Origin of the sequence: Sediminicola luteus, from assembly GCF_040566555.1 — a bacterium.
GTDB lineage: Bacteria > Bacteroidota > Bacteroidia > Flavobacteriales > Flavobacteriaceae > Sediminicola.
This window is the reverse complement of sequence record NZ_JBEWYP010000002.1, coordinates 195,069-221,906: the sequence shown is the minus strand read 5'-3', so window position 1 is coordinate 221,906 and position 26,838 is coordinate 195,069. Positions and strand designations below refer to the sequence as shown.

The window sequence follows — 26,838 nt, the reverse complement described above, 5'->3', positions numbered from 1 at the left end:
AATGGTTGATATCTGACTAATGTAACCAAAAATACTGGAGGTCACAAAACTTTGAAGATATCAGCCATCCAGGAAAACACGCTTTACGCGCTGGGAGATCCCGGTAAGCAATTCATAGGAAATAGTATTGGCTCTATTTGCCATCTTTTCAGCGGAAGTCTGTGGTCCAAAAATAATCACCTCGTCCCCTTCCTTACAATCAATGCCGGTGGCGTCTACCATGATCATATCCATACAAACGTTCCCAAGTATGGGCGCCATTTTGCCATTGATAAGGACCTGACCCTTTCCATTTCCATAGGGTCTGCCTATGCCATCAGCATGGCCGAGAGGTAAGGTCGCGGTAACTTTTTTTGAACCTACTTTATAGGCTCTATTATAGCCAACGCTTTCATTGGCTTCTAAAACATGGAGTTGTGAAATGATTGTTTTCAAGGTCGCAATAGGGCGAAGTTCTGCATCAACCCTCGCCTCATTTCCATAGCCATAAAGGCCAATTCCACTGCGCACCATATCAAATTGGGCCTCGGGATAGTTGATAATCCCGGAAGTATTCAAAATATGGCATTTGGGTCTGTATCCCAATCGTTCTTCAACTTCCAGGATAATTTCCTTAAACGTATTGATCTGCCCCATCGTAAATTCTCGCTCATTCTTGTCCTCTGTAGCGGCCAAATGGGAAAAAATGGAGACTACTTTCACTTCCTTTCTAGGGGTCAACTTATCTATGAGCTGAGGAACCTGATCTTTTTTAAAACCCAAACGGTTAAGACCTGTATTGAATTTCAGATGGATGGGATAGTCTTTTTGGCCATGCCTTTTGGCAGTCTCCAAAAAGGCGTCCAAAATATATTCTGAATAGATGCTAGGTTCCAAACATCGTTCAATGATACTATCAAAACCTGAAGGAAGGGGGTGCAATACCAAAATGGGGGATGTAATTCCCGCATCTCGCAAAACCACTCCTTCTTTGGCATAGGCCACGGCAAAATAATCAACTCCCAAACTTTCCAGCTTCTGTGCCACCCTCACTGAGTCATTGCCATAGGCAAAAGCCTTAACGACACCCAGAAATTTTGTGGAAGGTTTAATTTTGGACCTTAGATAATGATAATTGTGTTCTAGGGCGCTTAGGTCTATTTCTAGGACCGTTTCTGTGGCTTTAGGCATCCGACCTTTTTTTATCCTGCTTTATTTCTTCTTCCTCTTTAACCTCTATATTCCGAACCCTTTCCTTAAGCATTGCCTTAAAGTAGGCGGCCCTGCTCAAAGGCTCATACTCATCCGTTTCCCCAAGAAGAACCAATTTATCGTCGGTAGATTTCCTAAAACTATAGTTCGCCAAATTTCCGGTTCTGGTACAGATAGCATGTACTTTAGTCACATATTCTGCGGTTGCCATTAAAGCCGGCATGGGTCCAAAAGGGTTTCCTTTGAAGTCCATATCCAACCCAGCAACCAACACCCGCACCCCTTTATTCGCCAAATCGTTACATACCGATACAATTTCATCATCAAAAAACTGAGCTTCGTCAATACCAACCACATCGCATCCATCGGCCAAAAGTCGGATGTTTGCTGCTGCCGGTACTGGAGTAGATCTTATTTCATTGGCATCGTGTGAGACCACCATATCCTCGTGGTATCGGGTATCCACAATGGGTTTAAAGATCTCTACTTTTTGTTTTGCGAATTGCGCGCGTTTAAGCCTCCTGATCAGTTCCTCGGTCTTGCCTGAGAACATGGAGCCGCAGATAACTTCTATCCAGCCGAATTGTTCTTTGTGGTTAACAGTATTTTCGAGAAACATTTTGTAATTTTAGACGAAAGTAATGTGTTTTTCGTTCCTATTTTATAGAACCATAAAATTATTAAAAAATTACGCCTTTGAGGTTAGTTGCCAAAAAAAGTTGTAAATAAGCGTAAAACGCTTTATTATAGGGTTGATAAACAAGGATTTATTCAGGTGTTCACGGATATTAAAAAAAAGAAAGATGAAAAGAAAACTTAAAGAAGAATTGGTTCGCATATCCACAGATATTATTACCTCTAGGGACTTGAGCAATATTTCCGATATGTATGAAGCAGCTAGGGGACTATATGAAAAATTGGCGGTACTTAAATTTATAGACGAGAGGTTAACCGATGTAGAAGTAGATGTTTCAAAAAATGCCATAGCAGCAAAATTTGAGAAAATGGCCACTGCTGTAATGGAAGCAAATTCCAAAGTTCCAGAAAGCAACCCACATCAGGAAGATATAATCATTCCGGGGATAGATACCATTAAGGACATGGTCTCGGAAATGCCCAACGGGAAAGGGATAGATGAGGTTTTGGCAGAATTTATGGCACAGCCCAACTATGCCAAGAACGATAAGGAGCTATTTGAGCCACCAAAAAAGGAACAGCCTATTCCAGAATTTACTGCTCCCGTACAGCCGACTGCCCAGAGCAAAACAGCAAAAGAGATAAAAGTAGATCTTAATGACCGTTTGGCATTTGTAAAGCATTTGTTCAATGGTAGTACAGAAGACTATAATAGGGTAATATCCCAATTAAATACCATTGCCTCAGAAGAGCGGTCCATTGCCTTTATAGTCAACATGGTAAAGCCAGATTATAATAACTGGGAGGGGAAAGAGCAATATGCCGCACGATTTATGGGATTGATCGAGCGCAGGTTTTCATAAAAAATATTGAATATCATTAAATACCGCAGCCGAAAATTGGGTTAACAATTTTCGGCTGCCTATTTTTGAGCCTTTACATGACCACATGGGTAAATTATATATAGTTCCTACGCCAATTGGCAATTTGGAAGACATCACACTTAGAGCGTTGAGAATCCTTAAGGAGGTAGATTTGATCTTGGCCGAAGACACCAGAACCAGTGGCAAATTACTGCATCACTATTCCATAGGGACTCCAATGCAAAGCCATCACATGCACAATGAGCACAAAACGGTGGATGCCTTGGTGAAAAGGATGCAAGCAGGGGAAACCATGGCCCTTATTTCCGATGCCGGGACCCCGGCCATCTCGGATCCTGGATTTCTTTTGACAAGGGCCTGTGTGGAAAATGGAATTGAAGTTGATTGCCTTCCTGGCGCCACGGCCTTTGTTCCTGCTTTGGTAAACAGTGGCCTTCCCAATGATAAATTTATCTTTGAGGGCTTTCTACCGGTGAAAAAAGGAAGACAGACCCGCCTATTATTGTTGGCAGAAGAGACCAGAACCATCATCTTTTATGAGTCGCCACATAAATTGATCAAAACCCTGACCAATATTGTGGAATATTTTGGATCGGAAAGACCAGTTTCCGTTTCTAGGGAGCTTACAAAAATGTATGAAGAAACCGTCCGGGGAACAGCAACAGAAGTTTTGGCCCATTATACCAACAAGCCCCCAAAGGGAGAGATTGTAATCGTGGTTGGAGGGAAAAATTAGTTCCCCAAAATTGAGAGGAATGTGCTACATTGAGGGCAATGATTACACCCTGGCTCATTTCCTTGTTCACCGTGGTAGCGGTTTATTTTCTTGATCGATGGGAAAATAAGCATATTAAATCCCTTTTTGACTGGGTCCCGGCCATCTTGCTTGCCTATGTCATTCCCGCCCTGATTTCGGTGATCCTAAGTGCCGATTTTTCCCAGGCAACTATTCATAATTACAGCAAATATTTTTTTATACCCCTTGCCATTATTGCCGTGATGAGCAGTTTGTCCCTAGGACAATTGAAGTCCATCGGGTGGAAGCCTATTGCGCTGTTCGTTTCTGGATCTTTGGTCATAGCCACCTTCCCTGTGCTTTTGATGGTGGGATTTTCCGAGACAAATTTAATTACCAATACCTTGGTTCAAGAAGGATACTGGAAAGGTATTCCGCCTATCGTAGGTAGTTGGATCGGAGGTAGTACCAGTCAGCTGGTATTAAAGGAATTGGTTGAATGTCCTGAAAATATTTTCCTTTCCGTTTTGGTCATGGATACCGTTTTGGTGAATATTTGGACCATTCTGATGTTCCAATGCATTAAAAAAAGCAGGTATTTAAATTCCTTGTTTAAAATTTCAGACGTCGCCCTCCCTGAAACGATCAGAACCGAAGAAAGGAAGGTTTTGCCGCCTTTTTGGTGCGGGTGTTTGATGTTAATATTTGTGGTTCTCTGTAATTGGATGTTTTCCCTTTTTGTGGTTAAGATAGTGGTGCTCTCTGTTTTGGGGCTGCTATTGGGCAATGTATTGCCGTCCTGGAATTTTAGATTTGCATTAAGGGCTGGTGGGGTTCTTATTTTGGTGGTAATGGCCATCCTGGGCCTTAAATTACAAATAAAGACCCTTGGTTTTGACACCCAGTTCCTCGGATTTTTGGTGGTTTGGTTATTGGGTCATTTTGTGTTCATGATGGGCTTGGCAAAGGCGTTGAACCTAAACATGGCATGGGTTCCTATTGCCAGTATGGCCAATGTAGGCGGTATTGCCACGGCCCCGGCAGTCACTGCGGCCTATAATAAAAAATGGATGCCCCACGCCATAGTCCTGGCCATACTCAGTATGGCAACTGGTACATTTTGGGGGATGCTGACGATTTTTTTACTGGAATTCTTAGTTCAATAAGCTTTCTAGGCGAGGCTGATTTTTGTCATTTCATCCAATCTGCAGGTCTACAAATTCAAAGGTGCTCCCACTAAATAAGCCTTTGTCCGATAATTTGAGATCGGGAATTACAAGGAGGGCCATAAAAGATAAGGTCATAAATGGCGCTTTTAGGGTGCAACCCAATATTTTGGACATACCATCTATTTCCTGGTACAACCTTCCCGTTTCCCAGCCGTCCTTATCGCTCATAATCCCTGCTACCGGAAGGGCCAGACTCTTTTTATCATCAGGTCCAATGGCGCAAATACCACCTCGGTTTTTTATAATCAGATTAACCGCCTTACACATCTCTTCATCTGTAGTGCCCACCACAATAATGTTATGGGAATCATGGGCCACAGAGCTGGCTATAGCTCCTTTTTTCAGACCAAAATTTTTGATAAAACCTATGGCAGGGGGGTTGTTGCTGTAACGGTTAACCACGGCCATTTTTAAAATATCTGCGGATGTGTTGGACACCAAGTTGCCATTTTGAACCAGACTTTCTGCCTTAATCTCTTTGGTGATGAGTTCCCCGTCCAAAGCCTCAATGACACGGATATGACCCCCGCTGGGCTGTAGGAAAAAGTCCTTTGCTGTTTTTGGTTCTACCTTAAAATTATTTGGAGTTTCGAAGGGGATAGCCGCTATTTTGGAACGGCCGTTTTCTGCAACCAATTCTCCATCGATATATGTTTGTACTACGTTAAAATCCTTTAGATCATCCACTACAATAAAATCGGCGGCATCACCCTCTTTGAGCAGTCCAACATTCATATTATAGTGTTTGGCCGGGTTGATGCAAGCTACTTTAAGCACTTTAAAGAAATCGATTCCCTTGGCCACGGCCCGTGCACAGAGTTCGTTAATATGGCCCAAGATCAGATCATCGGGGTGTTTGTCATCCGAACAGAACATCATTTTTTCAAAATGCTCGGGGAGTAAGGGGATGAGGGCTTCAAAATTTTTGGCAGCACTTCCCTCCCTAATGATCACTTTCATGCCCAATTCCAATTTTTCCTGTGCCTCCTCCTTGGTAAAGCATTCATGGTCCGTTGTAATGCCCGCAGCACAATATTTTTTAGCCTCTTCCCCACGAAGTCCAGGAGCGTGACCGTCTACGGGTTTGTTGTAATGCTTTGCCCAGGCAATTTTCTTGTAGACCTCCGGATCGTTGTACAACACCCCAGGGTAATTCATCATTTCTGCTAAATAATAAATATCTGGCGACGCCAAAAGCTCTTTTATTCCCTCTGAGTCTATAATGGCACCCGCAGTTTCAAAAGAAGTTGCCGGCACACAGGAAGGAGCTCCGAAGTGAAATTTCAAAGGCGACTTTTTACCATTTGTAATCATAAACTGCACGCCTTCCACACCCAATACATTGGCAATTTCGTGGGGATCGGAGACCGTTGCCACTGTGCCGTGGCATACCGCCAGCCTGGCAAATTCTGAAGGCACCAGCATAGAACTTTCTATATGGATATGGGCATCTATAAAGCCAGGGAGGATATAATTTTTGTGATCGTGTTCTTTTTTTACAATGGAAAGGATCTTTCCATTATCAATGGTTACCTCTGCGGAAAAGATACTTTTCTTCTCTATGGAGACTACTTGGCCCAGTATTTTTTTCATCTAAATGTGTTTCCCTTTTTCCCACCCGTGTTTCCCGAGGTATTGGTTGCCACTCTCCACAGCCCCTTCTTCTATGGTGGTTCCCATGGAATCGTTCCATCTGTTGAGATACCCGAAGAGGGAGATAACGCCCAACATTTCAACAATTTCTCCTTCATTCCAATAGGTATACAGACGCTTTTTTATCTCTTCGTCCACTGCATTGGGAACTTGGGATGCCAACAAGGAAAAATCCAAGGCGGCCCTTTCAGCTTCCGAAAATGAGGGATGGGTGCGATATTCCCAAATATTGTCCAACTGTTCCTGTTCGGCCCCATAGCGTTCTGCGGCCCTTATGGCATGTGCCTGGCAATATCGGCATCCTGTGGCATTACTGCTGACCCATGCGATCATTCTTTTTAAGGCGGAAGTTACCCTCCCTTCGTTTGCCATTACTGCTTTGTTCAAGTTGATAAATGCCTTTGAAATAGCAGGTCGGTGTTGCATGGTCAACACGGAATTTGGGCAGAATCCCAAGGTCTCGTTAAAGAACTTTGCAAGTTCTTCGGTTTCGTTATCATGGGATGGGTCTAAGGGTGTGACTAATGGCATATTTGTATATTTATGTTGTATTTTTGAATCCTACAAGTAACAAAAAATTAAGATCATGACAAATCATATTTCTACCAAATGGCTCGGTAATATGGCCTTTGAAAGCACTAATCCATCAGGGTTGAATCTTCTTATAGATGCCGGTCCCGAAAATGGTGGCGAAGGAAAGGGGTATAGACCCAAAGCCCTTATGTTGTCGGCATTGGCTGGGTGTTCCGGGCTGGATATTGCTTCTATGATAAAGAAAATGAAATTGGAGGTAGATGAGTTTCATATGGAAACCATAGCCAACCTGACCGACGAGGATCCCAAATTTTATGACAAGGTGACCCTAGAATACCATTTTCATGGAAGTAATTTGTCGGAACATAAATTACAAAGGGCGATTGATTTGTCCATTGAGAAATATTGTGGGGTGATGGAAATGTTCAGAAAGTTTGCCGAACTGGAAATTAAGCCAATATTTCACCATAAATAGTCCCTTTTGACACCTTTTGAACGCTAAAACCTATACCAATACTATGCGCTGGACGCTAAAACCAAAACCGGAAGAAAAACAAGTGATGGCGTTTGCCTACGAACTTAAAGTTGATCCTTTGGTGGCTTTTTTATTGTTACAACGCGGTATTGATTCTTTTGAAGCTGCAAAAACATTTTTCAGACCTGAGCTGACCCAATTGCACAATCCTTTTTTAATGAAGGATATGGATTTGGCAGTGGAGCGTATTGAGCGGGCCATTGCTGAAGGGGAGAATATCTTGGTCTACGGAGATTATGATGTGGATGGGACCACTGCAGTTGCCTTGGTATCGTCCTATTTATTACAGTACTATCCCAACGTTGCGACCTATATTCCAGATAGGTATGGGGAGGGATATGGTGTTTCATATGCTGGAATAGATTTTGCGGAAGACAATGGGTTTACGTTGATCATTGCCCTGGATTGCGGGATCAAAGCCATAGACAAGGTAGCTTATGCCAAAGAAAAGGGCGTAGATTTTATAATATGCGACCATCACCGGCCGGGAGAGTCATTACCCCAAGCTATTGCAGTTTTGGATCCAAAGCGGAATGATTGTAACTACCCTTATGACGAACTCTGTGGCTGTGGGGTAGGATTTAAACTGATTCAGGCGCTTGGATCGAGAAAAGGGGAAACCATAGAAGATGTGATACCCTTTTTAGATCTTGTTGCCACCGCCATTGGGGCAGATATTGTTCCGATAACAGGGGAGAACAGAGTTTTGGCCTATTTTGGGATGCAAGTTATCAATTCTAATCCTAGGGCTGGTTTTAGGGCTATCATGCAACAGACCAAAAAACAAGAATTTACCATTACCGATGTTGTCTTTATCATCGCCCCCCGTATCAATGCAGCGGGAAGGATGGAACATGGGCAACATGCCGTGAATTTGTTGACCGAAACAGATTTGTCCCAGGCAGAAAAATTAGCTGCAGGGATAGAGAAATATAATGCCGACAGAAGGGAACTGGATCAGGAAATCACCCAAGAAGCCCTATTGCAGATCCAACAAAACAAGGAGGAAGAGCGCTATACCTCTGTGGTCTATAAGGATACTTGGCACAAAGGGGTCATTGGTATTGTAGCATCCCGACTCACCGAAACCTATTATAGGCCAACCCTGGTCTTTACAAAAAGTGGGGACAAACTAGCGGCTTCCGCCAGGTCCGTAAAGGGTTTTGATGTGTACAATGCCCTTGAAGGTTGTGCCGACTGCATTGAACAGTTTGGCGGACATAAATATGCAGCCGGACTTACCCTTTTGGAAGAGCAGTACGCGGCTTTTAAAGCGAAGTTTGAAAAAGTGGTATCGGAAACGATTGACATCAACCTATTGACGCCAGAAATACTGATAGATGCCCAAATTGACCTCGCTGATATTACCCCAAAATTGATGCGGATATTGAAACAATTTGCCCCTTTTGGTCCAGGAAACCTGTCACCCGTATTTATGACGGATAATTTAAAGGATACAGGGTATGCCAAAGGGGTGGGACAAGATGAAAAACATCTTAAACTTACCGCCACTCAATATGGCAATGGTCCTATTGGAGGTATTGGTTTTAATTTAGGGGATAAATTACAGATAGTGGCCAATCAACAATCTTTTAGTGCGGTGTATTCTTTGGACGAAAATGAATGGCAGGGCAATGTGAGCCTACAATTGAAGCTCAGGGACTTGCATTAGCATAAAACACTCATAGTTATTAAAAACTATAATTTGATAACCTTGAGTCATTAAAAAATTGAAGAATAGTCTACAAAAACGAACCTGGACACTCCTGTCCAGGTTCTGAAATTAAACTAACTCAAACTTAAACGAACACATTTTTTAATTATTCCAACGTTGAAGATTACGCTTAGTGGAATACTTACTTTTTAAAGGATAAAATCCTCTAAAAAACACCATAAAGTGTTTTACTTATGCTGTTTAAATAAACTTGAACAAATATAGATTATTTTTAATAAATCTAAATAAGGTTTAATATAATTATAACATTTTCAAGGTGTTAGAATAGCATTTTTAAGAAAAGCCTCTACTGGGAAAGCCCAATTGTAGATTAAAGTCGGAGATTAAGAAGAAAATTCCAGTGCTGATTCATTAATGAATATAGAGCAAATATGATTATTTCTCTATGGTTTGTAGGTTTCTAGAGTTAGGGTGTTTCCGTCAAAAACGCCATAGGTAAAATAATTTATCCAATCTCCTAGGTTAATATAGGTAGCTTGGTGGTTCAGGGCAATGGTCAGAGGAAGGTGTCTGTGCCCAAAAACAAAATAATCGTAATGGTCCTGTTCCAATTTTCTTTTGGCATATTGCACCAGCCATTCCTTGTCCTCGCCTAAAAATTTGGCATCATCGTCTCCAGAAATAAGCTTGTTCTTAACGGAGAGATATTTTCCCAATTTTACCCCCAAATCTGGATGGAGCCAATTGAATAACCATTTGGATACAGGATTGGTAAACACCTTTTTCATCCTCTTAAAACCTTTGTCATCCGGACCTAGACCATCTCCATGGCCAATAAAAAAGGTGGTGTTATTTAACTTAAACTGTTGTGGCTTATGAAATACAGGAATATTCAATTCTTCCTCAAAATAGCCGTGCATCCAAAGATCATGATTGCCCACAAAAAAGTAAACGGGAATTCCGGCATCCGTAATCTCTGCCAATTTCCCCAGCGTACGGGTATATCCTTTAGGTACAACTGTCTTGTATTCGAACCAAAAATCGAACAGATCGCCCAATAAAAAAATAGCGGCAGCATCTTGTTTCACATGGTCTAACCAGGCGACAAACTTTTTTTCTCTAGGGAGACTTTCTTCCATGGTAGGTGCCCCCAAATGGTTGTCACTTGCGAAATAAACTTTTTTCCCCTTGGCAACCGTTATCTTTTCCATAAGGCAAAATTAAAGGTTGTCACTGGCGTACCATTCTGCAAAAGAAGAATCGGTTTCTTGTAATTTTAAGGAATGTAGAAGTATGTTTTCCGGTAGGCGCAGCTTTATTTTGTCAGCAAAATCCAAAACCATATTCTCACTGGTAGGTTGATATTCCGCCAAAATAACGTTATGTCCCCTTTCCATAAGCTCGTTGGCCAATTCTATATGGGGAGTATTTTTGTTAAAAACGGTGGCATGGTCAAATTGATCTACTATCTCCTCTTTTACGATCTTCTTCAAATCAGTAAAGTCAATGACCATTCCCAATTTAACATGGGAGGTGTCCGTTATGGGCTTCCCAATGACCGTAACAGATAATTTATAGCTATGGCCGTGAACATTTCTGCACTTGCCATCATAGCCGAAAAGCGCGTGGCCTGTTTCGAAACTGAATTGTTTGGTGATTCTGATATTGCCCATATTGTTTATTTGCACTACAAAAGTATGGATTCTTGCAAAACCAAACCATTTAGTTGTGCACCAAAACAATTTTCCTTTCAAATAATTGAGCCAAATGATGTCCTTTGAAGGACAGAATAGTTGTTCTTTGTCTTAACCCGTTGGCTTTTCTAAATGATATTGGGGCAAAATTCTTTGAATGTAGGTTTGAAGTATAAATAATTTACATTTGCGGGCTTTTTTAAAAATCTGGATATGGAACTTTTTGAACAATTGGAATTTAAGGAAATCCCTCTTTATGAAGGGGTCATTAATGACCTTTTGGTCCAAAAGTATAGTGTTGTGGATGATTTCTTTTCTGCTGAGGAGATCTTGACCTTACGAAACAGCCTACTTTTTAAATATGAAGAAGACCAGTTTAAGAAAGCGGCCATTGGGAGCAAAACCAATGAGTTGATCGTAAGGTCCATTCGGGGCGATTTTATTCTTTGGATGGATGAAAAAGCCCAGGAAGATGCAGAAAAACTGTTCTTTTCTAAAATAAACGAATTTGCCAACTATCTGAATAAAACCTGTTTTTTGGGCATCCTACATAAGGAGTTCCATTATGCCCTCTATCCGGAAGGCACCTTCTATAAGCGTCATTTGGATACCTTTCAAAACGATGATAGGCGCAAATTATCAATTGCCCTGTACCTGAACGAACCCAATTGGCAACCCGAATATGGAGGGGAATTGGCAATATACCTTCAAGAGGATACTAAAGAAAAGACCATAGAAATATCACCCATACAAGGGCGTATGGTCATTTTTGAAAGCCAGGAACTGGAGCACGAGGTAAAAACGGCCAATCAAAACCGGATGAGTATTACCGGATGGCTAAAGACGAGGTAGTTTTTATCTCTTGAACCTTTTTTGGTTTCTGACCCTGTTGACGAAATAAACCACTACTAGAATTAGGGCCAGGATTGGGAATATGAAATTTCCGTTTAAGAATGATAATATATCCATGCTGTTGAATATGTATAGAGTTTGTTATTGTTTTTTTAGGAAGAATGCCACAATGGCCGAGGTTACCACCCCCATGGTTAGGGCACCAAAGGTCCCTTGCACCATGTAACTTTTAAGATTGAAATAATTCTTAGCTCCTTCTTCAGTCATTTTGCCGGTCTCCACCATGTAGTTGATGATATTGGGGAACAAATTTGGGGCTATCCATGTATTGCTAATATACTGTGTCAATGGGGTTAATATGGCCACAACGATACTGATGATTATGCCGCTAATAAAACCTTGTTTCCAAGACATTTTGCCTCCAAAATCCTTCTTTCTCTTTTCTTTAAGAGCCAGAACAAAGATGGCAATAGCCACAAGGGCAAATAAATTGGTGTAGATAAGCTGTTGGGCAATCAGTTCATCATGCCATCCCATGGCTTTCTCAAAATACATCCAAACCAAGGTAGAAATGGCAAAAATGACTCCCCACTTGATTTCTGTACTGTACTTTTTCATAGTTGTAATTCTGAGGTGAAAGTAAAATTTATTTCTTGAATTTATCCAATGCCTGTTTGGTGAAATCGGAGAGTACTAATTTCCCTGAAAGCTCTGCTCTATCCGATAACAAGGAATCCCAATGGCCTGTTCCCTCCCATAGGATACTTTTCATATCCATTAAAGCTTGTGGATTGTAAGAGGCCAACTTTGTGGTAAATAGGTGCAATTCTTCGTCCATTGCCTTGCTGTTTTCAAAAACCTTGGCAAAGAGTCCCTTTTCTTTTCCCCAATAGGCGTTCTTCCATTCTGTAGGTGCCAAGGAAAGTTCTGCCAGTCCGGCATTCCCTATTTTGCGTTCCACGGCAGGAGCAATCACAAAAGGACCGATACCAATGGTGAGTTCGGAGAGTCTGATCGCGGCATCTTCAACGGCAAAGGCATAGTCACAGGCGGCAATGAGTCCAACCCCACCTCCTACGGCCTTGCCCTGTACGCGGCCAACGATCAATTTCTTGCAGGTACGCATGGCATTGATGACATTGGCAAACCCACTAAAAAAAGCTTTTCCCTCTTCCAAATTGGAGACCGCCACCAACTCATCAAACGAAGCTCCTGCACAAAAGGCCCGATCTCCTTCTGATTTAAGAACGATTAAGGAAACCTCTTCCTTTTTGGAAAGTTCTTTCAGTTCATCGGCAAGTCTGGCCAACAGTTCCGCAACAAAGGAATTGCTCGCTGGATGACCGAATTCTACAGTGGCAATTCGGTTCTCAATGGAAGTGTACAAACTCCCATTTGTTCTGGTTGTACCCATATTCATCAGATTGTAAGTTTCAAAATTAAGCGTTTTGCAAGAGGGGGCGAAATTTCCTTCTGAATTTCCATACCAGGGCAACGCCACGTATCGCCATCCACAGGAGAAAGGCTATCCAAATACCACTAAAGCCCCATCCAAAATATTTACCTAAAAACAGGACAGGGATAAACCCAAGAAAGGTGGCTGACAATAATACGTTTCTCAAATATTTCATCTCGCCCATTCCCTTGAACATACCATCCAAAACAAAAGCTACGGTATTTACGGGCAGACTGAGAATTAGGATGTAAAAAACACCATAAAAAGTATTTAAAACGATGGTCTCATTAGAGAAAATTCGTCCAACAGGATAGTAAAAGATAAAAGCAAGTACTATCAATACCGCACTTACGGCCATCCCATACAGGGTAATTTTTTTTGCCAATTTCCAGAGGCCATCGTAGTCCTTGGCACCCAATAGCTTCCCTCCCATAATATTTCCTGCCGCTCCATAACCATCAATAAAAAATGAGGAGAACAGCCATAGGTTTATTGCTATGGTGTGGGCCCCAATATAACGGTCCCCGAGGGCTGCTGCCTCCCGTACGGCCAATATTAAAGCTGCATTCAAGGCCAAGGCCCGCACAAATAAATTCAAGCTCATGACCACTAATTTCCCTAGTTCTGGATGCAATGGAAAACGGAGCTTAAGGCTTATGTCGGTTTTGACAATCAGGAATATAAAGGTCATAAGTGCCATAACACCTTGGGATATCAAACTGGCATAGGCGGCTCCCTCCAAATACATGGGAGTGATTAGACCTTCAACTCCATAAACCAGTAAAAAGTCTAAAAATATGTTCAGCACCGCTCCGGTAATAGCTATGAGCATGGTCCAATAGGTATTCTGAAGGCCCCTAAAAATTCCAAAAACAGCAAATGTGAAGAGGGTCAAAGGAAATCCCCACACCCTGATGGCATAGTATTTTACACAATAATCCAAAATCTTTCCGGTGGCGTTCAATAGTCGAAAAATATCCTCGATTACAAAAATGGTGGATAATAAGATGATAATACTCAGGGCAATATTCAGAAAAATGGCCTGGGCGGGCAGGGTTTTAACTTCGTCCAGTCTGCCCGCACCCAAATATTGGGAAATAATGGCAGAAATGGCACTTCTAGTTTGTCCAAGGACCCAGATCAACATGGATAAAAAGGAGCCCACAATACCTGCAGCGGCAAGGGATTCTAATCCGTCCACTGGAATATTTCCCACAATTGCTGTATCCGTAATGGATAAAATGGGTTCTGCTATTCCTGCAATGGTAGCGGGAACGGCAAGTTTGTTAATGGTCTTAAAATTGACGGCAGTTTTCAAATATAACAGGATTAAAGCACCAGTTCATAACAGTGAAAATGGTCATCACTTTGTTCGGGGAAATAGATGTCTTCCAGTTTTTGATAGCCTCTAGTTTCATAAAAAAGCTGATTGCGCTTGTTCTGGCTAAAGGTGTCCAAACGTATGGAGGCATAGTTGTTTGCCCGAGCGTAATTTTCGGCAAAAGTCATCAACTCTTGGGCGTACCCTTTTTTTTGATGTTCCGGATGTACGGCTAATCTGTGGATATATAGATTGTTATCGGATGGTGTCAACCATGTAACTGGTACGTATTCCTCGTCCATATGGGTAGAAATAACGATAGTCCCTACAAGTTTTCCTTCCACTTCCATGACATAAAGCTCCTTTCTTTTAATATCATTTTCGAAGATGCTTATGGTAGGATAGGAAGTGCTCCATTGTAAAATATTGTTTTTGATCAATTGCGCTGCACAGGCTTCTGTGATTGCAATTATGTCGGTCAATTCTCCTAACTTTGCGGGTCGGATCATGTGTAGGTTTTATTTTAGTTGTAAATTTAACCTATAAAATTTTAAAACCTTATTATGAAAAATATTTTGGTTCCTATAGGGACTTCTCCGGAAGCCCACGAAACATTGCAATACGCTGTTGATTTTGCTTCTGAATTTTCCTCTCAGGTTTTTGTGATGGAAGTATTTAATGTAAAGGGCACTGGTGCCGGTACGTTGGCTAACCTTCAAGAAAAAGTGGCCGAAAGTAGTAAGGAACGTTTATTGGAAATAATAAATAAGGTTGATGCAAAAAAGGTCGACATTAAAATTGCCACCTATAATGGGGATTTGATCGACGGTCTAATATCTATCGACAGTGAATTGGGGATAGATTTGATCATCATCTCCCCAAGAAGCAACGATATAAAAGAAGAATTGTATTTGGGCCATACTTCGGGAAGGGTGGTAAAAAGAACAGATATACCAACCCTGATTGTACCTAAAGGGACCGTTTTTAAGCCTTTCAAATCCATATTGACAGCATTTAAATCTGGTGTTTTAAAAAGGAAAAGGATTTTGGATCCATTAGTGGATATTCAGAAGAAGTTTGGCTCAAAAGTGAACTTATTAATGGTAAAGACCCCTGGGTATTCCGATGATGATCTTAAGATCAATACGGCATTGATGGACATAAGTTCTCAACTGACATTAACAGAAAACTCTACCACCTATTTAGGGGTTTTGGAGCATTTTAGATCGCAGCACCCAGATTTACTCTGTGTATTTAGGAGAAAACGAGGGTTTTTTAAGAATTTATGGGAAAAGAACACGATTCTTAAGTCAGAATTTTACGCTCCAGTACCCGTATTGGTACTAAGTGTGAAAAAAGATTAATACTGGTTGTTTTTTGTTGGGGTTGCATTTTGATTCCATGTGAAAATGTATTTTCTTTGCCGCAGCCAAAAAGGGGGATTAGCTCAGCTGGCTAGAGCGCTTGCCTGGCAGGCAAGAGGTCACCGGTTCGACTCCGGTATTCTCCACAAACCATCACTGCAGAGTGATGGTTTTTTCTTTTAATGAGGTCACCGTTTCCCCCGACGCTTCGGGGCGGTATTCTCCACGATCAAGCGCAGTTGCAATTGCGTTTTTAAACTAAGAAAAGCCACCGAATTTTTTCGAGTGGCTTTTGTGTTTTAAAATACCCATGCCAATAGGCTTGGCCCATTGCATTTGCAGTACTGGATATTTCGCGGAGCAACGCAGTTACTCCGGTATTCTCCACAAACCATCACTGCAGAGTGATGGTTTTTTCTTTTAATGAGGTCACCGTTTCCCCCGACGCTTCGGGGCGGTATTCTCCACGATCAAGCGCAATTGCGATTGTGTTTTAAAATGCCCATGCCCATAGGCATGGCCCATTGCATTTGCAGTACTGGATATTTCGCGGAGCAACGCAGTTACTCCGGTATTCTCCACAAACCATCACTGCAGAGTGATGGTTTTTTCTTTTAATGAGGTCACCGTTTCCCCCGACGCTTCGGGGCGGTATTCTCCACGATCAAGCGCAATTGCGATTGTGTTTTAATATGCCCATGTCGATAGGCATGGCCCATTGCATTTGCAGTACTGGATATTTCGCGGAGCAACGCCGTTACTCCGATTTCCCCGACCAAGTAATTACAAGCCTTTAACCTTTACAGAATATTTTTGGAAAAGTATCTCATCCATTGGTAGCTTTAACTTCAATCTTAGATTAAGAAATCAATGTCTCATTAAAGGTTAATTAACGAAACCACTTAAAGAGAGCACGAATGGGATACCTTAGAAAAAGTTTAGCGCTTTTGAAAAATTGTACTATATAATGGCCATTGATTAGAACCAAATTCGGAAATAAAAAATGCCTAATTATCTTTAAGCTATTCTTTAATTGTATTTTTATTAAATATTCATTTCTACCTTGATTTCAGAACCTCTAATAGCGCATTTTGAAACCTACCTTCCTTTTGAAAAGGAAGAGGTTGACTTGATCAAAGAAAGAATTTCAAGAAAAGAATTAAGACGTCGTGAACATATTACTACCACTGGGGATATATGTCGCCATTATAATTTTGTAGTCAAAGGTATTCTTCGGCTCTATGTCACAGATGAGCAGGGAAAGGAACACAATATTTTATTTGCAGGGGAAAATGAATGGATATATGACATTACCAGCTTTCACGCCACAAGTCCAGGGATTTCTAACATACAAGCTGTGGAAGTATCCGAAATTATCCAAATAGCCCAACAGGATTTATACTTCCTTTATGAGAATATTCCTAAACTCGACCGTATTTTCAAGGTGATAACTGAAGAGAAATATGTGGAACTTCAAAATAGGGTCTTTCATGCCATAAGTTCAACGGCCCAACAACGGTACTTGTCCTTTTTAATGCAATATCCCAAATTGGCAAATCGACTGCCTAATACCCAAATTGCCTCTTATTTGGGAATAACACCAGAGTTCTTGAGTATGATCCGTAAGGAAATAGTTAGCTCGAAGTAGTCAGGTTTAATCTTCATTTCTTAAACTAGTTTAAGGGTAGGTCTTTTATGTTGTTCTCATCTTTGCAAAGTTGAAAATAACAATTTAGACTATGAAAAATTACCTTACGTTATCGTTCTTATTGGTGAGTACTATTGTTGCATTTGGACAAAATACACTCAAGTTAAAAAATCAAACCTTTGAACTACACAATGTCACCGGATCTATCATTAGGTTTGAAGGAAAAAAAGTGTTGAAAATAGAAAGGGATTTAGATGCTATTCCCTTTGATGAGAACAATATAGAGGCAACGGTAGATGAAGCCCATTATGCCCGCTTGGCGGGGCTTGAAGACTTTGAGAATGGCACTATTGAAATAAAAATGTACAGCCAGTTACAAGACCCGGCACCGTATCCAGGAATTGCTGGGTTCATTGGGGTATATTTTAGAATAAAACCTGACGACTCGGCTTTTGAAGGCATTTATGTTAGGCCCAAAGTAGGCAGGGTCAACAATCAGCAATATAGAAATCACGCCGTTCAATACATTTCATATCCACATGCAAAATTCGATGTACTGCGAAAATCAGATCCTGGTAAATACGAAGGCTCGGCGCCCGTATCCCTGAACGAGTGGATTAAAATGCGGATTGAGGTCAATGGCGATTTTGCCGAAATGTTCATCAACGATACGAAATACTCCACGTTCGTAGTGGACAAGATGTTAGGGACAAACAAAATTGGCGGGGTTGGTCTTTATGTAGATATAGGAACCATTGGCTATTTCAAGGATTTGAAAGTCACCAAACGTTCGTTTAAACAGCCTAAAACCCAGGATGTAAAAGTCGACGATATTTAAATATAAAGTTATTTAAGATAGGCTAAAATAATAAGTGTCATCCGCACGGATTTGAATAGCACTGTAAACGATCAGTCCCATAAAACGAGGGTATAGTGGGACGGATGGTTTTATTAATATTTAAATTTTGTTAATTGGTTTCCTGTCTTCTCTAACATATGCCCTAATTCGGTTCAAAATTTAATTTAATGACCTAAATTCATTCGGAGAATGCCCTACTTTCTGTTTGAAAAATCGGGTAAAATGTTGTGGATATTTAAACCCAAGCTCGTATGCTATTTCACTGAGCGTTTTCTCCGGATCAAAGATTTTTTGCTTGGCCATCTCGATCAACTGGTCTTGAATATGGTCATTGGCGCTTTTCCCGGTTTCCTTTTTGACCAGATCGCCGAAATAATTGGAGGATAGATTTTGTTCCTCCGCAAAATAGCTGACCGAAGGGGTTCCCAGCTCCCTGCCTTTTCCTGATTGGATATAGGAATTCAAGGAAATTTCAAACCGTTGGATCACACCAAGATTTTCCTTTTCCCTTGTAATGAACTGCCGATCGTAGAACCGCTTACAGTATTTCAAGAATAGTTCAATAGTGGCAACGACAAGTTCCTTGCTGTGCTTGTCTATTCCTTGGGAAAGTTCCCTCCGTATCGTATCAAACAGATCCAACACCAATTGCCGTTCCTTTTTTGAGATATGGAGTGCTTCATGGGATAGATAGGAAAAAAATGAGTATTCGGTCATAGTTTTTGCCAAGTGGGTACCCCATAGCAGATCGGGATGAAACAAAAGCGCATGGCCGGACGGTTTAAAACTAGCATCGAGATGCCCAACATGTACCACTTGTCCTGGTGCCAAAAACACCAAGGTACCGTCTTGGTAATCGTAGTTTTGACGGCCATATCTTAAAATACAGCCCTCCCCTTGTTTCAGGAAAATTCCGTAGAAATGATAGCGGACGGCATCGGCTGGTTCCCGCCCATCCAAGGTGCCTTCCGAAAGGTCATGTACACTGACCAGGGGGTGCAAGGTAGGCAGATTGAATTTGGAGCAATAATCATCCACTTTTACCAAATCTTTAATTGAGGCCATAAACGTATTCCTTTATCCGAATTTAGTTAAAGTTTTGTGAACAAAACATTTAGCACTTCAAAATCAGTAAAAATGGTAGGTAAATCCGTAAATAGGGTAACTCATCTGTTTTAACTATTTCTTAGGTTTGATTAGTATATAGTTATATGCTAAAAAAGTAACTTTAGGGATAAGGTCTAAAATTAAAAATATTCATAAGTAATTCTTAAACATATAAAAATGAAAAAACTAGTATTTGGAATCTTGTTAGCATTAATCAGTGCTTCATCATTTGCTCAAAATGCCAACATTGAAGAAGAAATTAAGGAACTTTCCAAGCAAAAATGGCAATGGATGGCGGATAAGGACGTAGACAAACTGGCATTACTTTTCCATGACAAATCAAAATTTGTGCATATGAGCGGTTCCTGGAAAAAGGACAGGGAGTTGGAAATTATCAAATCCGGAAGCATTTGGTACAAAAATGCCGAGGTCCATGATGTTGCGGTAGAGACGTTTGGAGATGACACCGCAGTACTTTGGAACCGCATTACACTTACGGCCCACGTAAGGGGAAATGATGTGACGACGGAGTTTACAGTAACGGAATTCTACCAAAAGGAAGGGAACGATTGGAAATTGCTGGACCTGACCTTTAGCAGTGTACGGGACACCCATGAAATTGAACATTAATAGACTTCAAACCTTAAAAAAAATTAGATCATGAACTTAAAAGCAACAATTTTTGGACTCCTTGTCTTTTTTATTAGCGGACAATTTGCCTTGGCACAATCCACGGAAATAGAAAAAGAAATCACAGAGCTATCCAAGAAAAAATGGCAATGGATGGCCGATAAAAATGCTGATAGCCTTGCTGTACTTTTCCATGACAAGGCCAAGTTTGTCCACATGGGCGGTACTTGGGGCAAGGATAGGGAAGTGGATATTATCCGAAGCGGCGGCATCCATTACAAAAATGCGGATGTGCATGAAGTCATGGTCGAAGTGTTGAACGAAAATACCGTTATTCTTTGGAATCGAATTACGTTGCTGGCGGTTGTAGGCAGTAATGAAGTAACCAACCCCTTTATGGTCACTGAAGTCTATGTAAAAGAAGATGGCAATTGGAAATTGGCCGATCTGACCTTCAGCAAACTTATGACAAGGGATTAGATTAATTCGATATCATGAAATTTGCGTTCTGCACATTTTGTCTATTTGTCTTCCTTGGCTTAGCCAACATGGAGGAGGAAGAGTTCGGTGCAATAGGAAATTTCCAAAGTTCCGAAAGGACGCTAATCCTCTATCTCTCCCGTACCAACAACACCAAAACGGTTGCCGAGATGATTCAAAAAGAAGTAGGTGGCGACTTGGTTGCCGTGGAATTGAAAAACCCTTATCCCGAAAACTATGATGCCATCGTAAAACAGGTGGCCGAGGAAAATGCAAACGGATTTTTGCCTACCTTAAAAACGAAGTTGGATATGGTGCAATATGACACCATCTTCTTCGGATTTCCTACTTGGGGCATGCAACTGCCACCACCCATGAAAAGTTTTTTGAATGAAAACGATTTGAAGGGCAAAACGATAATTCCCTTTAACACCAATGCCGGATACGGATTGGGCAGCAGCCTGAGGACGCTGAAGGAGCTGAGTCCGAATAGCATCATTCTGGATGAATTGTCGGTCAAAGGCGGCGTGGAAAGGGACGGTATTCTGTTTGTGATAATGGGGAAAAGAGAAATCGAGGTCAGGGAGGCAGTTCAAAAATGGCTAAAACGAATACTAGTGGTAAAGGATTAAATACCGTATTTTAAAGAAGTAAAAATCGATAATGACAATTGTATGAAACATTTAGGTTTACATAAACTTTGTTTGATAGTACTATGTAGTACGATGACCGCTATTGTTTCTGGCCAAGAAAAAGAGTCCGATAATCAAGCATACACATTGGAAAACATGATGGTTCGAATCGCCGAAATTGAAGTGGAACCAGATTACCTTGATGAATATATTTCCATTTTAAAAGAGGAAGCGGAAGCCTCCGTCCGTTTGGAGCCCGGGGTCATCTGTATCTATCCTATGTTCCAAAAAGAAAATCCGACCCAAATCCGGTTGTTGGAAATCTATGCGGACAAGGCCGCCTACGAATCACATTTACAGAGCCCACATTTCAAGCATTATAAAGAGTCCACGCTTCCGATGGTAAAATCATTGCAATTGGTGGATATGGAGGTGATTGACAAAGAAACCATGTCAAGTATCTTCAAGAAGTTGAATACGCAATGAAGATGTTAAAAATAACATTTAATCAATAAAAATTACAAGAATAGTAGTGGGTTTTGAAATTCTAAATCCCATAAAATCAGTAACTTTAGAACAGTCTCTATAAAAACAAGGTTATCATGGCAGCATTTGCACTCAACATCAACGGAAAAACACAGGAGGTAAACGTAGATCCCAACACTCCCATGCTCTGGGTACTTCGGGACCACTTTAAATTGGTAGGTACCAAATATGGCTGCGGCATCGCGCAATGCGGGGCCTGTACCATCCATTTGGGCGACAGTGCGGTACGCTCGTGCCAATTACCGGTATCGGCGGTGGCCGAACAGAAAATCACTACGATCGAAGGCTTATCAGAAAACGGGGATCATCCCGTACAAAAGGCATGGTTGGAAGTCGATGTGCCCCAATGCGGTTATTGTCAGGCCGGTCAGATCATGACTGCCGCTGCTTTGTTGAAAAGAAATCCAAGCCCATCGGACACCGAGATTGAAACGGCCATGAACGGTAATATCTGTAGATGTGGCACATATACTCGAATCAAAAAGGCCGTGAAAATGGCTGCTGATTCTGAATTGTCGTAGACTAACAACCTTAAAAAATTACAGAAATGAGTATCATAAAAACAAAAATAGGCCGCCGTGCCTTTATACAAAATACGAGTCTTGCAAGTGGCGGACTTATACTTGGGTTTAGTTTTTTAAATTCCTGTAAGCCCAAGCAGGTAGAAGAAATGGCTGTTCGGGATATGCCGAAGGAGTGGTTCGAAATCAATGGCTATCTAAAAATCGGTGATAACGGTTTGGTAACCATCATGTCTCCAAATCCTGAAATAGGACAAAACGTTAGGACATCGATGCCTATGATTGTTGCGGACGAGTTAGAAATCGACTGGGATCAAGTGATTGTGGAACAAGCTCCTCTAAATACCAACCTGTATAGTTGGCAGGTTGCTGGTGGTAGCCGGTCTATAAGCAGTTCATGGCAAAGTCTTCGTATGGCAGGGGCAACCGCCCGTCATATGCTTAAGGAAGCCGCCGCAAAGGCCTGGCAGGTGCCAGTAGGTGAAATTACCGCCAAAGGAGGAATGCTTGCCCATGAAGCAAGTGGCAAATCTGCGGGTTATGGTGATATGGCTTCTGCAGCGTCCCTATTGGAGGTGCCTGAAGAGGTAGAATTGAAAGAGCGCTCGGAATTCTCCATAATTGGCACCTCACGAAAAAATGTTGACGGAAAAAAAATCGTTACAGGCCAGCCCTTGTTTGGAATAGATGTACAAAGAGAAGGTATGTTGATCGCTACTTTGGCGCATCCACCTGCATTCGGAATGAAACTGAAATCTTTCGATGCAGAGACGGCCAAACAGATGCCAGGTATTCGTGATGTATTCTCCATAAAGCTTTATGATGATGATTTTAAACGTGGAGCTTTTCATCATACCGCATTTAACGAAGTTGTAGCCGTATTGGGAGAAACCACTTGGCAAGTGATGCAAGCTAAAAAATCATTAAAAGTTGAGTGGGAAAATACTAGTGATTCAGTTGTAGGTATGACCATGTTTGGTAACGAAATGAAGGTAAGTCACCCGGCAGGTTTAGAAAACACAACAGACCATCGCTTAAAAATGGAAGAGCTGAATGCCCGTAAAGGGCGTTTAGTTCGTAAGGATGGTAACCCAGAGGAAGCATTTAAAAACGCGGCCAAAATAATTGAAAGAAGTTACAGCGCTCCCTTCTTGGCGCACAATACCATGGAGCCCATGAACTTCTTTGCCAACGTAACTGACGACCATGCTGAATTGCTTGGGCCCACACAGACACCTGAATTTATGGAACCCGCTATAGCAGAACGCTTAGGTCTTCCAATAGAAAAAGTGGATATTATGTTGACCCGTCAAGGCGGTGGGTTTGGTCGTAGGCTCTATGGCCATTTTATGGTAGAGGCGGCCGCAATCTCCCAAAAAGCAAAGGCCCCTGTAAAGTTGGTCTATAGCCGGGAAGACGATATGTCGCAAGGCATGTACCGCCCCAGCTATTATGCTACCTACAGAGCTGCTCTAGACACAGAAAATAACCTAACAGCACTACATGTAAAGGCAGGAGGAATCCCCGAGAGTCCATTATTTGCCAATCGATTTCCAGCAGGGGCGGTGGACAATTATTTAGCGGAGGATTGGACAATTGATTCTAATATCACTACCGGTGCTTTTAGGGCCCCTCGATCTAATTTTATCGCAGGAGCTGAACAATCATTCTTGGATGAAGTGGCTGAAGTAGCCGGTAAAGATCCCATTCAACTGCGATTGGACTTATTAAAACGAGCCCAAGAAAATCCAGTTGGCGAGAACAACGACTATGACGCTGGTAGGTATGCCGGTGTTTTAGAACTAGTCAAGGAAAAATCAAATTGGGGCACCAACCAACAAGGGTTGCACCGTGGGGTATCGGCTTATTTCTGCCATAACAGTTATGTAGCCCAAGTTTTGGATATCACCATAGAAAACGATAAACCTATTGTTCAAAAAGTAACTACAGCAATTGACTGCGGTATTGTTGTAAATCCGGATGCAGCAACCAATTTAGCTGAAGGAGGGGTAATTGACGGAATTGGCAACGCAATGTATGGCGCCATTACTTTTAAAGATGGTGTACCTGAACAAAATAATTTTGATAAGTATCGGTTGATAAGGCATAGTGAGGCACCAAAATCAATAGAAACACATTTTGTACAAAACGATATTGACCCTACGGGCCTTGGTGAACCACCTTTTCCACCAATAATGGGTGCTCTAGCAAATGCTTTGTACAAGGCGACGGGTCAAAGGCATTATCATCAACCTTTTGTTGCGGAGAGGGTCATTGTTGGCTAGATTTGTTCCGGATATCATAAAATTATACAACTAATAATTCAAAAAAACTTTTAAAGAATAGAGACATAAATGATCTGCCTATTGGGGAGGTATAGATTTTTGAAGAGTAACATTAAAAGTTAATTAATTAGTCATGATCGTATTATGTTATAGATTGCACTATAATTTAAACCAATTATATCTGAATCAATGAGCATAATATTTAGGTCCATTCTCAGACAGTCATAAGGGTATGCAAAAAGCCAGTTACCATGCAAGGGAAGCCGAAAGGATAAAACTCCTTCAGTCGTATTCCATATTGGACAGCCTACCTGAAATAGAATATGACAACCTAACAAAACTTGCCGCCGAAATCTGCAAGACACCAGTCTCCTTAATTTCGCTAGTCGACGATAGCAGGCAATTGTTCAAATCGCATTTTGGATTTGAATTGGAAGAAACACCCAGAGAACAGTCATTTTGTGCCCATGCCATAAATGGGGATGGATCAATTTTCATGATAGAAGATACGAGGATGGATGAGCGATTCCGGGATAATCCTCTTGTAACTGGGAGATCCGACATTATCTTTTATGCTGGAGTACCTTTAAAAAGTGCGTTGGGACTGCCATTGGGCACGTTGTGTGTTATTGATCACGTACCACGAATTCTTTCCAAAAATCAAATAGAAGCACTCCATATCCTTTCAGAACAGGTTATGAGCCTACTGGAGCTAAGAAAGAGCAAGCTAGAACTGGATAATGCCCATTCAGAACTGACAAGGTTTTCAGATAAATTGGAAAAAATGGTTAGCTCAAGGACAAGTGAACTGGAAAGTAAGAATATGGAGCTGGAAGCTATGAACGCAGAACTTCAATCCTTTACGTACATATCTAGTCACGACTTACAAGAACCTCTTAGAAAGATCCAGATATTCATTTCTCAATTAGAGGAAAATGAATACCATTCCCTTACCGAAAATGGACGATATAAATTTGAGAGGATTCGATTGGCTGCCTTTCGAATGCAAAATTTGATCCAAGATCTATTGGCCTATTCCGTTGCAGAGAATATAGGAATGAATACTGAAAATGTGCCTTTGAATTCTTTGGTTGAAGAAACAATGGACACTCTTAAGGAAGAACTAAAGAATAGGGGCACTACCGTAGAAATTTTGGCAAACTGTAACCTGGATGTTGTCCCATCCCAGTTCAAACAATTTTTTTATAATCTGTTTAGCAACGCGATTAAATTTGCCAAAGTAGGAGGCCCTTCCTCTATTGAGATCAGTGGGCAGACTGTTACAGGAGCGCAATACCCAGATGTACCCCTTAAAAAAGATACACGGTATTCGAGGATATTGATATCGGATAACGGCATCGGTTTTGAACAGCGTTATGCCGACCAAGTCTTCGGTATTTTTCAACGTTTGCACGGTCACGAAGAATATCGAGGAACAGGAATTGGCCTAGCAATAGTAAAAAAGGTGATTCAGAATCACTCTGGATTTATCAGTGTTAAAAGTAGCTCGGGCAATGGGGCGCAATTTGAAATTTTCCTTCCTGTTAAACAATCCCTTAACTCCGGGACAACTGAATAATTAGAAGTTCGGCCAAGGATTCATCTCCTTCCATGAAACGTTTAGACTTTATACAGTTTGTGATCTAGTTCTTCTATAAACGTCTCTAATTCCATCAATCTAGATATTAAAAAAGAATAAAAAGACAGATAAATGGTTGATTAAAAAACCACAAAGGCTATTGCGTCATTTATAATATCGAATAGCGTCAATCCAATCTTGGCAGCTTTATTATTTTACTTTAAAACAATCAAGGGGATTGTTTCAATAAAAATTTAAAGCGATATACTATGAACGAAGATGTAAAGGAAATCGAAAACAGATTACAAGAAATCATTGACAAAAATGAAGATGCGATCAAAGGCTTTCAGAAAGCTGCCGAGAATTCTAAAGATGTTGGCACAAAGAGTTATTTTTTGGAAAGAGTTAAAAATCGAAAAAATTTCTTGGCGCAATTGAAAAATGCTTCACCAGAACTTAGTCTGGGCAATGAGGAAATTGAAGGAACTACTGCTGGTGCCGCACATAGGACTTGGATGGATATCAAAGCTTTCTTTTCAAATGATAACGATGAATCGATGCTAGAGGAAGCGGTTCGGGGAGATAAGTCGGCGGTTGAGGAGTATAACGAAGTCTTGGCAGAAACCCATGTGCCTGCCAGGGTTAAGGAAATATTAAGAGAACAACGAGACGCTATTCAAAACGATTTAGAGACTTCTGATATTTTGGAGGACTTTAGGTAGACTATCTCAATGTACTCTTATAAAAAAAGCCTTCCATTTTTATGGAAGGCTTTTTTTGACCAATAAATT

At 41.2% G+C, this 26,838-nt stretch carries 28 protein-coding genes and 1 tRNA gene; 18 read left to right on the top strand and 11 right to left on the bottom strand.

The window, feature by feature from the left end:
- Positions 1-60: 60 nt before the first annotated feature.
- Together alr and ABXZ32_RS04660 are read right to left on the bottom strand one after the other, a co-directional pair.
- A complete protein-coding gene (gene alr / locus ABXZ32_RS04665) occupies positions 61-1,170 on the bottom strand; it encodes an alanine racemase (protein WP_354617509.1) in 1,110 nt (369 codons plus the stop codon).
- Positions 1,163-1,810: a thymidine kinase gene (locus tag ABXZ32_RS04660; RefSeq protein ID WP_354617508.1), complete on the bottom strand. Its 648-nt coding sequence runs from the start codon at positions 1,808-1,810 to the stop codon at positions 1,163-1,165. The genes alr and ABXZ32_RS04660 overlap by 8 nt, the downstream gene beginning before the upstream one ends.
- Before the next feature lie 184 nt (positions 1,811-1,994).
- On the opposite strand from ABXZ32_RS04660, the gene ABXZ32_RS04655 reads away from it, so the two are divergent.
- The 3 genes from ABXZ32_RS04655 (at position 1,995) to ABXZ32_RS04645 (ending at position 4,613) form a co-directional block, all read left to right on the top strand.
- Complete coding sequence (locus ABXZ32_RS04655) at positions 1,995-2,690, top strand: hypothetical protein (RefSeq protein WP_354617507.1); 696 nt, start codon at positions 1,995-1,997, stop codon at positions 2,688-2,690.
- An 85-nt stretch (positions 2,691-2,775) separates the two neighbouring features.
- Complete coding sequence (gene rsmI, locus ABXZ32_RS04650; protein WP_354617506.1) at positions 2,776-3,447, top strand: 16S rRNA (cytidine(1402)-2'-O)-methyltransferase; 672 nt, start codon at positions 2,776-2,778, stop codon at positions 3,445-3,447.
- Between the two features lie 38 nt (positions 3,448-3,485).
- A complete protein-coding gene (locus tag ABXZ32_RS04645; protein WP_354617505.1) occupies positions 3,486-4,613 on the top strand; it encodes a DUF819 family protein in 1,128 nt (375 codons plus the stop codon).
- Between the two features lie 30 nt (positions 4,614-4,643).
- Here ABXZ32_RS04645 and ade read toward each other — a convergent pair whose 3' ends face one another.
- Complete coding sequence (gene ade, locus ABXZ32_RS04640) at positions 4,644-6,269, bottom strand: adenine deaminase (protein ID WP_354617504.1); 1,626 nt, start codon at positions 6,267-6,269, stop codon at positions 4,644-4,646.
- Positions 6,270-6,860 carry a carboxymuconolactone decarboxylase family protein gene (locus ABXZ32_RS04635; RefSeq protein WP_354617503.1) on the bottom strand — a complete coding sequence of 197 codons (591 nt, stop codon included), beginning with the start codon at positions 6,858-6,860 and terminating at the stop codon, positions 6,270-6,272. It lies immediately after the preceding gene.
- A 55-nt stretch (positions 6,861-6,915) separates the two neighbouring features.
- On the opposite strand from ABXZ32_RS04635, the gene ABXZ32_RS04630 reads away from it, so the two are divergent.
- Both ABXZ32_RS04630 and recJ read left to right on the top strand, forming a co-directional pair.
- The gene (locus tag ABXZ32_RS04630) at positions 6,916-7,338 is read left to right on the top strand and encodes an OsmC family protein (protein WP_354617502.1); all 423 of its coding nucleotides are present in this window, start codon (positions 6,916-6,918) and stop codon (positions 7,336-7,338) included.
- A 43-nt stretch (positions 7,339-7,381) separates the two neighbouring features.
- Complete coding sequence (recJ, locus tag ABXZ32_RS04625; RefSeq protein ID WP_354617501.1) at positions 7,382-9,070, top strand: single-stranded-DNA-specific exonuclease RecJ; 1,689 nt, start codon at positions 7,382-7,384, stop codon at positions 9,068-9,070.
- Between the two features lie 446 nt (positions 9,071-9,516).
- Here recJ and ABXZ32_RS04620 read toward each other — a convergent pair whose 3' ends face one another.
- A complete protein-coding gene (locus ABXZ32_RS04620; RefSeq protein WP_354617500.1) occupies positions 9,517-10,284 on the bottom strand; it encodes a UDP-2,3-diacylglucosamine diphosphatase in 768 nt (255 codons plus the stop codon).
- A 9-nt stretch (positions 10,285-10,293) separates the two neighbouring features.
- The gene (locus ABXZ32_RS04615; protein ID WP_354617499.1) at positions 10,294-10,746 is read right to left on the bottom strand and encodes a 6-pyruvoyl trahydropterin synthase family protein; all 453 of its coding nucleotides are present in this window, start codon (positions 10,744-10,746) and stop codon (positions 10,294-10,296) included.
- Between the two features lie 234 nt (positions 10,747-10,980).
- Between ABXZ32_RS04615 and ABXZ32_RS04610 the strand changes: the two genes are divergently transcribed.
- Entirely contained in the window at positions 10,981-11,619 is a 639-nt protein-coding gene (locus ABXZ32_RS04610) for a 2OG-Fe(II) oxygenase (RefSeq protein ID WP_354617498.1), read from the top strand.
- 141 nt (positions 11,620-11,760) lie between these two features.
- Here ABXZ32_RS04610 and ABXZ32_RS04605 read toward each other — a convergent pair whose 3' ends face one another.
- Genes ABXZ32_RS04605 through ABXZ32_RS04590 form a run of 4 tightly spaced genes read right to left on the bottom strand, consistent with a single transcriptional unit; the run spans position 11,761 to position 14,905 of the window.
- The gene (locus ABXZ32_RS04605; protein WP_354617497.1) at positions 11,761-12,237 is read right to left on the bottom strand and encodes a DUF4199 domain-containing protein; all 477 of its coding nucleotides are present in this window, start codon (positions 12,235-12,237) and stop codon (positions 11,761-11,763) included.
- Positions 12,238-12,265: 28 nt separating this feature from the next.
- The gene (locus ABXZ32_RS04600; protein ID WP_354617496.1) at positions 12,266-13,033 is read right to left on the bottom strand and encodes an enoyl-CoA hydratase/isomerase family protein; all 768 of its coding nucleotides are present in this window, start codon (positions 13,031-13,033) and stop codon (positions 12,266-12,268) included.
- Positions 13,034-13,058: 25 nt separating this feature from the next.
- Positions 13,059-14,393, bottom strand: coding sequence for an MATE family efflux transporter (locus tag ABXZ32_RS04595; protein ID WP_354617495.1), 1,335 nt, complete (start codon positions 14,391-14,393; stop codon positions 13,059-13,061).
- Between the two features lie 11 nt (positions 14,394-14,404).
- The gene (locus ABXZ32_RS04590; RefSeq protein ID WP_354617494.1) at positions 14,405-14,905 is read right to left on the bottom strand and encodes a GNAT family N-acetyltransferase; all 501 of its coding nucleotides are present in this window, start codon (positions 14,903-14,905) and stop codon (positions 14,405-14,407) included.
- Between the two features lie 54 nt (positions 14,906-14,959).
- Between ABXZ32_RS04590 and ABXZ32_RS04585 the strand changes: the two genes are divergently transcribed.
- The 4 genes from ABXZ32_RS04585 to ABXZ32_RS04570 all read left to right on the top strand — a co-directional run bounded on the left by ABXZ32_RS04585 (position 14,960) and on the right by ABXZ32_RS04570 (position 18,246).
- Complete coding sequence (locus ABXZ32_RS04585; RefSeq protein WP_354617493.1) at positions 14,960-15,760, top strand: universal stress protein; 801 nt, start codon at positions 14,960-14,962, stop codon at positions 15,758-15,760.
- Positions 15,761-15,832: 72 nt separating this feature from the next.
- Positions 15,833-15,906: transfer RNA gene (locus tag ABXZ32_RS04580), tRNA-Ala, on the top strand.
- Positions 15,907-16,823: 917 nt separating this feature from the next.
- On the top strand, positions 16,824-17,408 hold the full coding sequence (locus ABXZ32_RS04575; RefSeq protein WP_354617492.1) for a Crp/Fnr family transcriptional regulator: 585 nt from the start codon (positions 16,824-16,826) through the stop codon (positions 17,406-17,408).
- 91 nt (positions 17,409-17,499) lie between these two features.
- A complete protein-coding gene (locus ABXZ32_RS04570; protein ID WP_354617491.1) occupies positions 17,500-18,246 on the top strand; it encodes a LamG domain-containing protein in 747 nt (248 codons plus the stop codon).
- 180 nt (positions 18,247-18,426) lie between these two features.
- Here ABXZ32_RS04570 and ABXZ32_RS04565 read toward each other — a convergent pair whose 3' ends face one another.
- Positions 18,427-19,332, bottom strand: coding sequence for a helix-turn-helix domain-containing protein (locus ABXZ32_RS04565; RefSeq protein ID WP_354617490.1), 906 nt, complete (start codon positions 19,330-19,332; stop codon positions 18,427-18,429).
- 219 nt (positions 19,333-19,551) lie between these two features.
- On the opposite strand from ABXZ32_RS04565, the gene ABXZ32_RS04560 reads away from it, so the two are divergent.
- The 8 genes from ABXZ32_RS04560 to ABXZ32_RS04525 all read left to right on the top strand — a co-directional run bounded on the left by ABXZ32_RS04560 (position 19,552) and on the right by ABXZ32_RS04525 (position 26,769).
- Positions 19,552-20,004 carry a nuclear transport factor 2 family protein gene (locus tag ABXZ32_RS04560; RefSeq protein ID WP_354617489.1) on the top strand — a complete coding sequence of 151 codons (453 nt, stop codon included), beginning with the start codon at positions 19,552-19,554 and terminating at the stop codon, positions 20,002-20,004.
- A gap of 30 nt (positions 20,005-20,034) precedes the next feature.
- Positions 20,035-20,484, top strand: coding sequence for a nuclear transport factor 2 family protein (locus ABXZ32_RS04555; RefSeq protein ID WP_354617488.1), 450 nt, complete (start codon positions 20,035-20,037; stop codon positions 20,482-20,484).
- A gap of 14 nt (positions 20,485-20,498) precedes the next feature.
- Positions 20,499-21,116: a flavodoxin gene (locus ABXZ32_RS04550; RefSeq protein WP_354617487.1), complete on the top strand. Its 618-nt coding sequence runs from the start codon at positions 20,499-20,501 to the stop codon at positions 21,114-21,116.
- A 42-nt stretch (positions 21,117-21,158) separates the two neighbouring features.
- Entirely contained in the window at positions 21,159-21,602 is a 444-nt protein-coding gene (locus tag ABXZ32_RS04545) for a putative quinol monooxygenase (RefSeq protein ID WP_354617486.1), read from the top strand.
- Positions 21,603-21,718: 116 nt separating this feature from the next.
- Positions 21,719-22,183: a (2Fe-2S)-binding protein gene (locus ABXZ32_RS04540; RefSeq protein ID WP_354617485.1), complete on the top strand. Its 465-nt coding sequence runs from the start codon at positions 21,719-21,721 to the stop codon at positions 22,181-22,183.
- Between the two features lie 26 nt (positions 22,184-22,209).
- Positions 22,210-24,468: a xanthine dehydrogenase family protein molybdopterin-binding subunit gene (locus tag ABXZ32_RS04535; protein WP_354617484.1), complete on the top strand. Its 2,259-nt coding sequence runs from the start codon at positions 22,210-22,212 to the stop codon at positions 24,466-24,468.
- Between the two features lie 232 nt (positions 24,469-24,700).
- Entirely contained in the window at positions 24,701-26,047 is a 1,347-nt protein-coding gene (locus ABXZ32_RS04530; protein WP_354617483.1) for a GAF domain-containing sensor histidine kinase, read from the top strand.
- A 269-nt stretch (positions 26,048-26,316) separates the two neighbouring features.
- Positions 26,317-26,769, top strand: a complete 453-nt coding sequence (locus ABXZ32_RS04525; RefSeq protein ID WP_354617482.1) for a ferritin-like domain-containing protein — start codon at positions 26,317-26,319, stop codon at positions 26,767-26,769.
- Positions 26,770-26,838 lie beyond the last annotated feature (69 nt).

What these genes read in the sequence shown, in the direction of transcription:
- alr (WP_354617509.1), bottom strand. Translation starts at nt 1,170, where the DNA reads ATGCCTAAAGCCACAGAAACGGTCCTAGAAATAGACCTAAGCGCCCTA.
- ABXZ32_RS04660 (WP_354617508.1), bottom strand. Translation starts at nt 1,810, where the DNA reads ATGTTTCTCGAAAATACTGTTAACCACAAAGAACAATTCGGCTGGATA.
- ABXZ32_RS04655 (WP_354617507.1), top strand. Translation starts at nt 1,995, where the DNA reads ATGAAAAGAAAACTTAAAGAAGAATTGGTTCGCATATCCACAGATATT.
- rsmI (WP_354617506.1), top strand. Translation starts at nt 2,776, where the DNA reads ATGGGTAAATTATATATAGTTCCTACGCCAATTGGCAATTTGGAAGAC.
- ABXZ32_RS04645 (WP_354617505.1), top strand. Translation starts at nt 3,486, where the DNA reads ATGATTACACCCTGGCTCATTTCCTTGTTCACCGTGGTAGCGGTTTAT.
- ade (WP_354617504.1), bottom strand. Translation starts at nt 6,269, where the DNA reads ATGAAAAAAATACTGGGCCAAGTAGTCTCCATAGAGAAGAAAAGTATC.
- ABXZ32_RS04635 (WP_354617503.1), bottom strand. Translation starts at nt 6,860, where the DNA reads ATGCCATTAGTCACACCCTTAGACCCATCCCATGATAACGAAACCGAA.
- ABXZ32_RS04630 (WP_354617502.1), top strand. Translation starts at nt 6,916, where the DNA reads ATGACAAATCATATTTCTACCAAATGGCTCGGTAATATGGCCTTTGAA.
- recJ (WP_354617501.1), top strand. Translation starts at nt 7,382, where the DNA reads ATGCGCTGGACGCTAAAACCAAAACCGGAAGAAAAACAAGTGATGGCG.
- ABXZ32_RS04620 (WP_354617500.1), bottom strand. Translation starts at nt 10,284, where the DNA reads ATGGAAAAGATAACGGTTGCCAAGGGGAAAAAAGTTTATTTCGCAAGT.
- ABXZ32_RS04615 (WP_354617499.1), bottom strand. Translation starts at nt 10,746, where the DNA reads ATGGGCAATATCAGAATCACCAAACAATTCAGTTTCGAAACAGGCCAC.
- ABXZ32_RS04610 (WP_354617498.1), top strand. Translation starts at nt 10,981, where the DNA reads ATGGAACTTTTTGAACAATTGGAATTTAAGGAAATCCCTCTTTATGAA.
- ABXZ32_RS04605 (WP_354617497.1), bottom strand. Translation starts at nt 12,237, where the DNA reads ATGAAAAAGTACAGTACAGAAATCAAGTGGGGAGTCATTTTTGCCATT.
- ABXZ32_RS04600 (WP_354617496.1), bottom strand. Translation starts at nt 13,033, where the DNA reads ATGGGTACAACCAGAACAAATGGGAGTTTGTACACTTCCATTGAGAAC.
- ABXZ32_RS04590 (WP_354617494.1), bottom strand. Translation starts at nt 14,905, where the DNA reads ATGATCCGACCCGCAAAGTTAGGAGAATTGACCGACATAATTGCAATC.
- ABXZ32_RS04585 (WP_354617493.1), top strand. Translation starts at nt 14,960, where the DNA reads ATGAAAAATATTTTGGTTCCTATAGGGACTTCTCCGGAAGCCCACGAA.
- ABXZ32_RS04570 (WP_354617491.1), top strand. Translation starts at nt 17,500, where the DNA reads ATGAAAAATTACCTTACGTTATCGTTCTTATTGGTGAGTACTATTGTT.
- ABXZ32_RS04565 (WP_354617490.1), bottom strand. Translation starts at nt 19,332, where the DNA reads ATGGCCTCAATTAAAGATTTGGTAAAAGTGGATGATTATTGCTCCAAA.
- ABXZ32_RS04560 (WP_354617489.1), top strand. Translation starts at nt 19,552, where the DNA reads ATGAAAAAACTAGTATTTGGAATCTTGTTAGCATTAATCAGTGCTTCA.
- ABXZ32_RS04555 (WP_354617488.1), top strand. Translation starts at nt 20,035, where the DNA reads ATGAACTTAAAAGCAACAATTTTTGGACTCCTTGTCTTTTTTATTAGC.
- ABXZ32_RS04550 (WP_354617487.1), top strand. Translation starts at nt 20,499, where the DNA reads ATGAAATTTGCGTTCTGCACATTTTGTCTATTTGTCTTCCTTGGCTTA.
- ABXZ32_RS04545 (WP_354617486.1), top strand. Translation starts at nt 21,159, where the DNA reads ATGAAACATTTAGGTTTACATAAACTTTGTTTGATAGTACTATGTAGT.
- ABXZ32_RS04540 (WP_354617485.1), top strand. Translation starts at nt 21,719, where the DNA reads ATGGCAGCATTTGCACTCAACATCAACGGAAAAACACAGGAGGTAAAC.
- ABXZ32_RS04535 (WP_354617484.1), top strand. Translation starts at nt 22,210, where the DNA reads ATGAGTATCATAAAAACAAAAATAGGCCGCCGTGCCTTTATACAAAAT.
- ABXZ32_RS04530 (WP_354617483.1), top strand. Translation starts at nt 24,701, where the DNA reads ATGCAAAAAGCCAGTTACCATGCAAGGGAAGCCGAAAGGATAAAACTC.
- ABXZ32_RS04525 (WP_354617482.1), top strand. Translation starts at nt 26,317, where the DNA reads ATGAACGAAGATGTAAAGGAAATCGAAAACAGATTACAAGAAATCATT.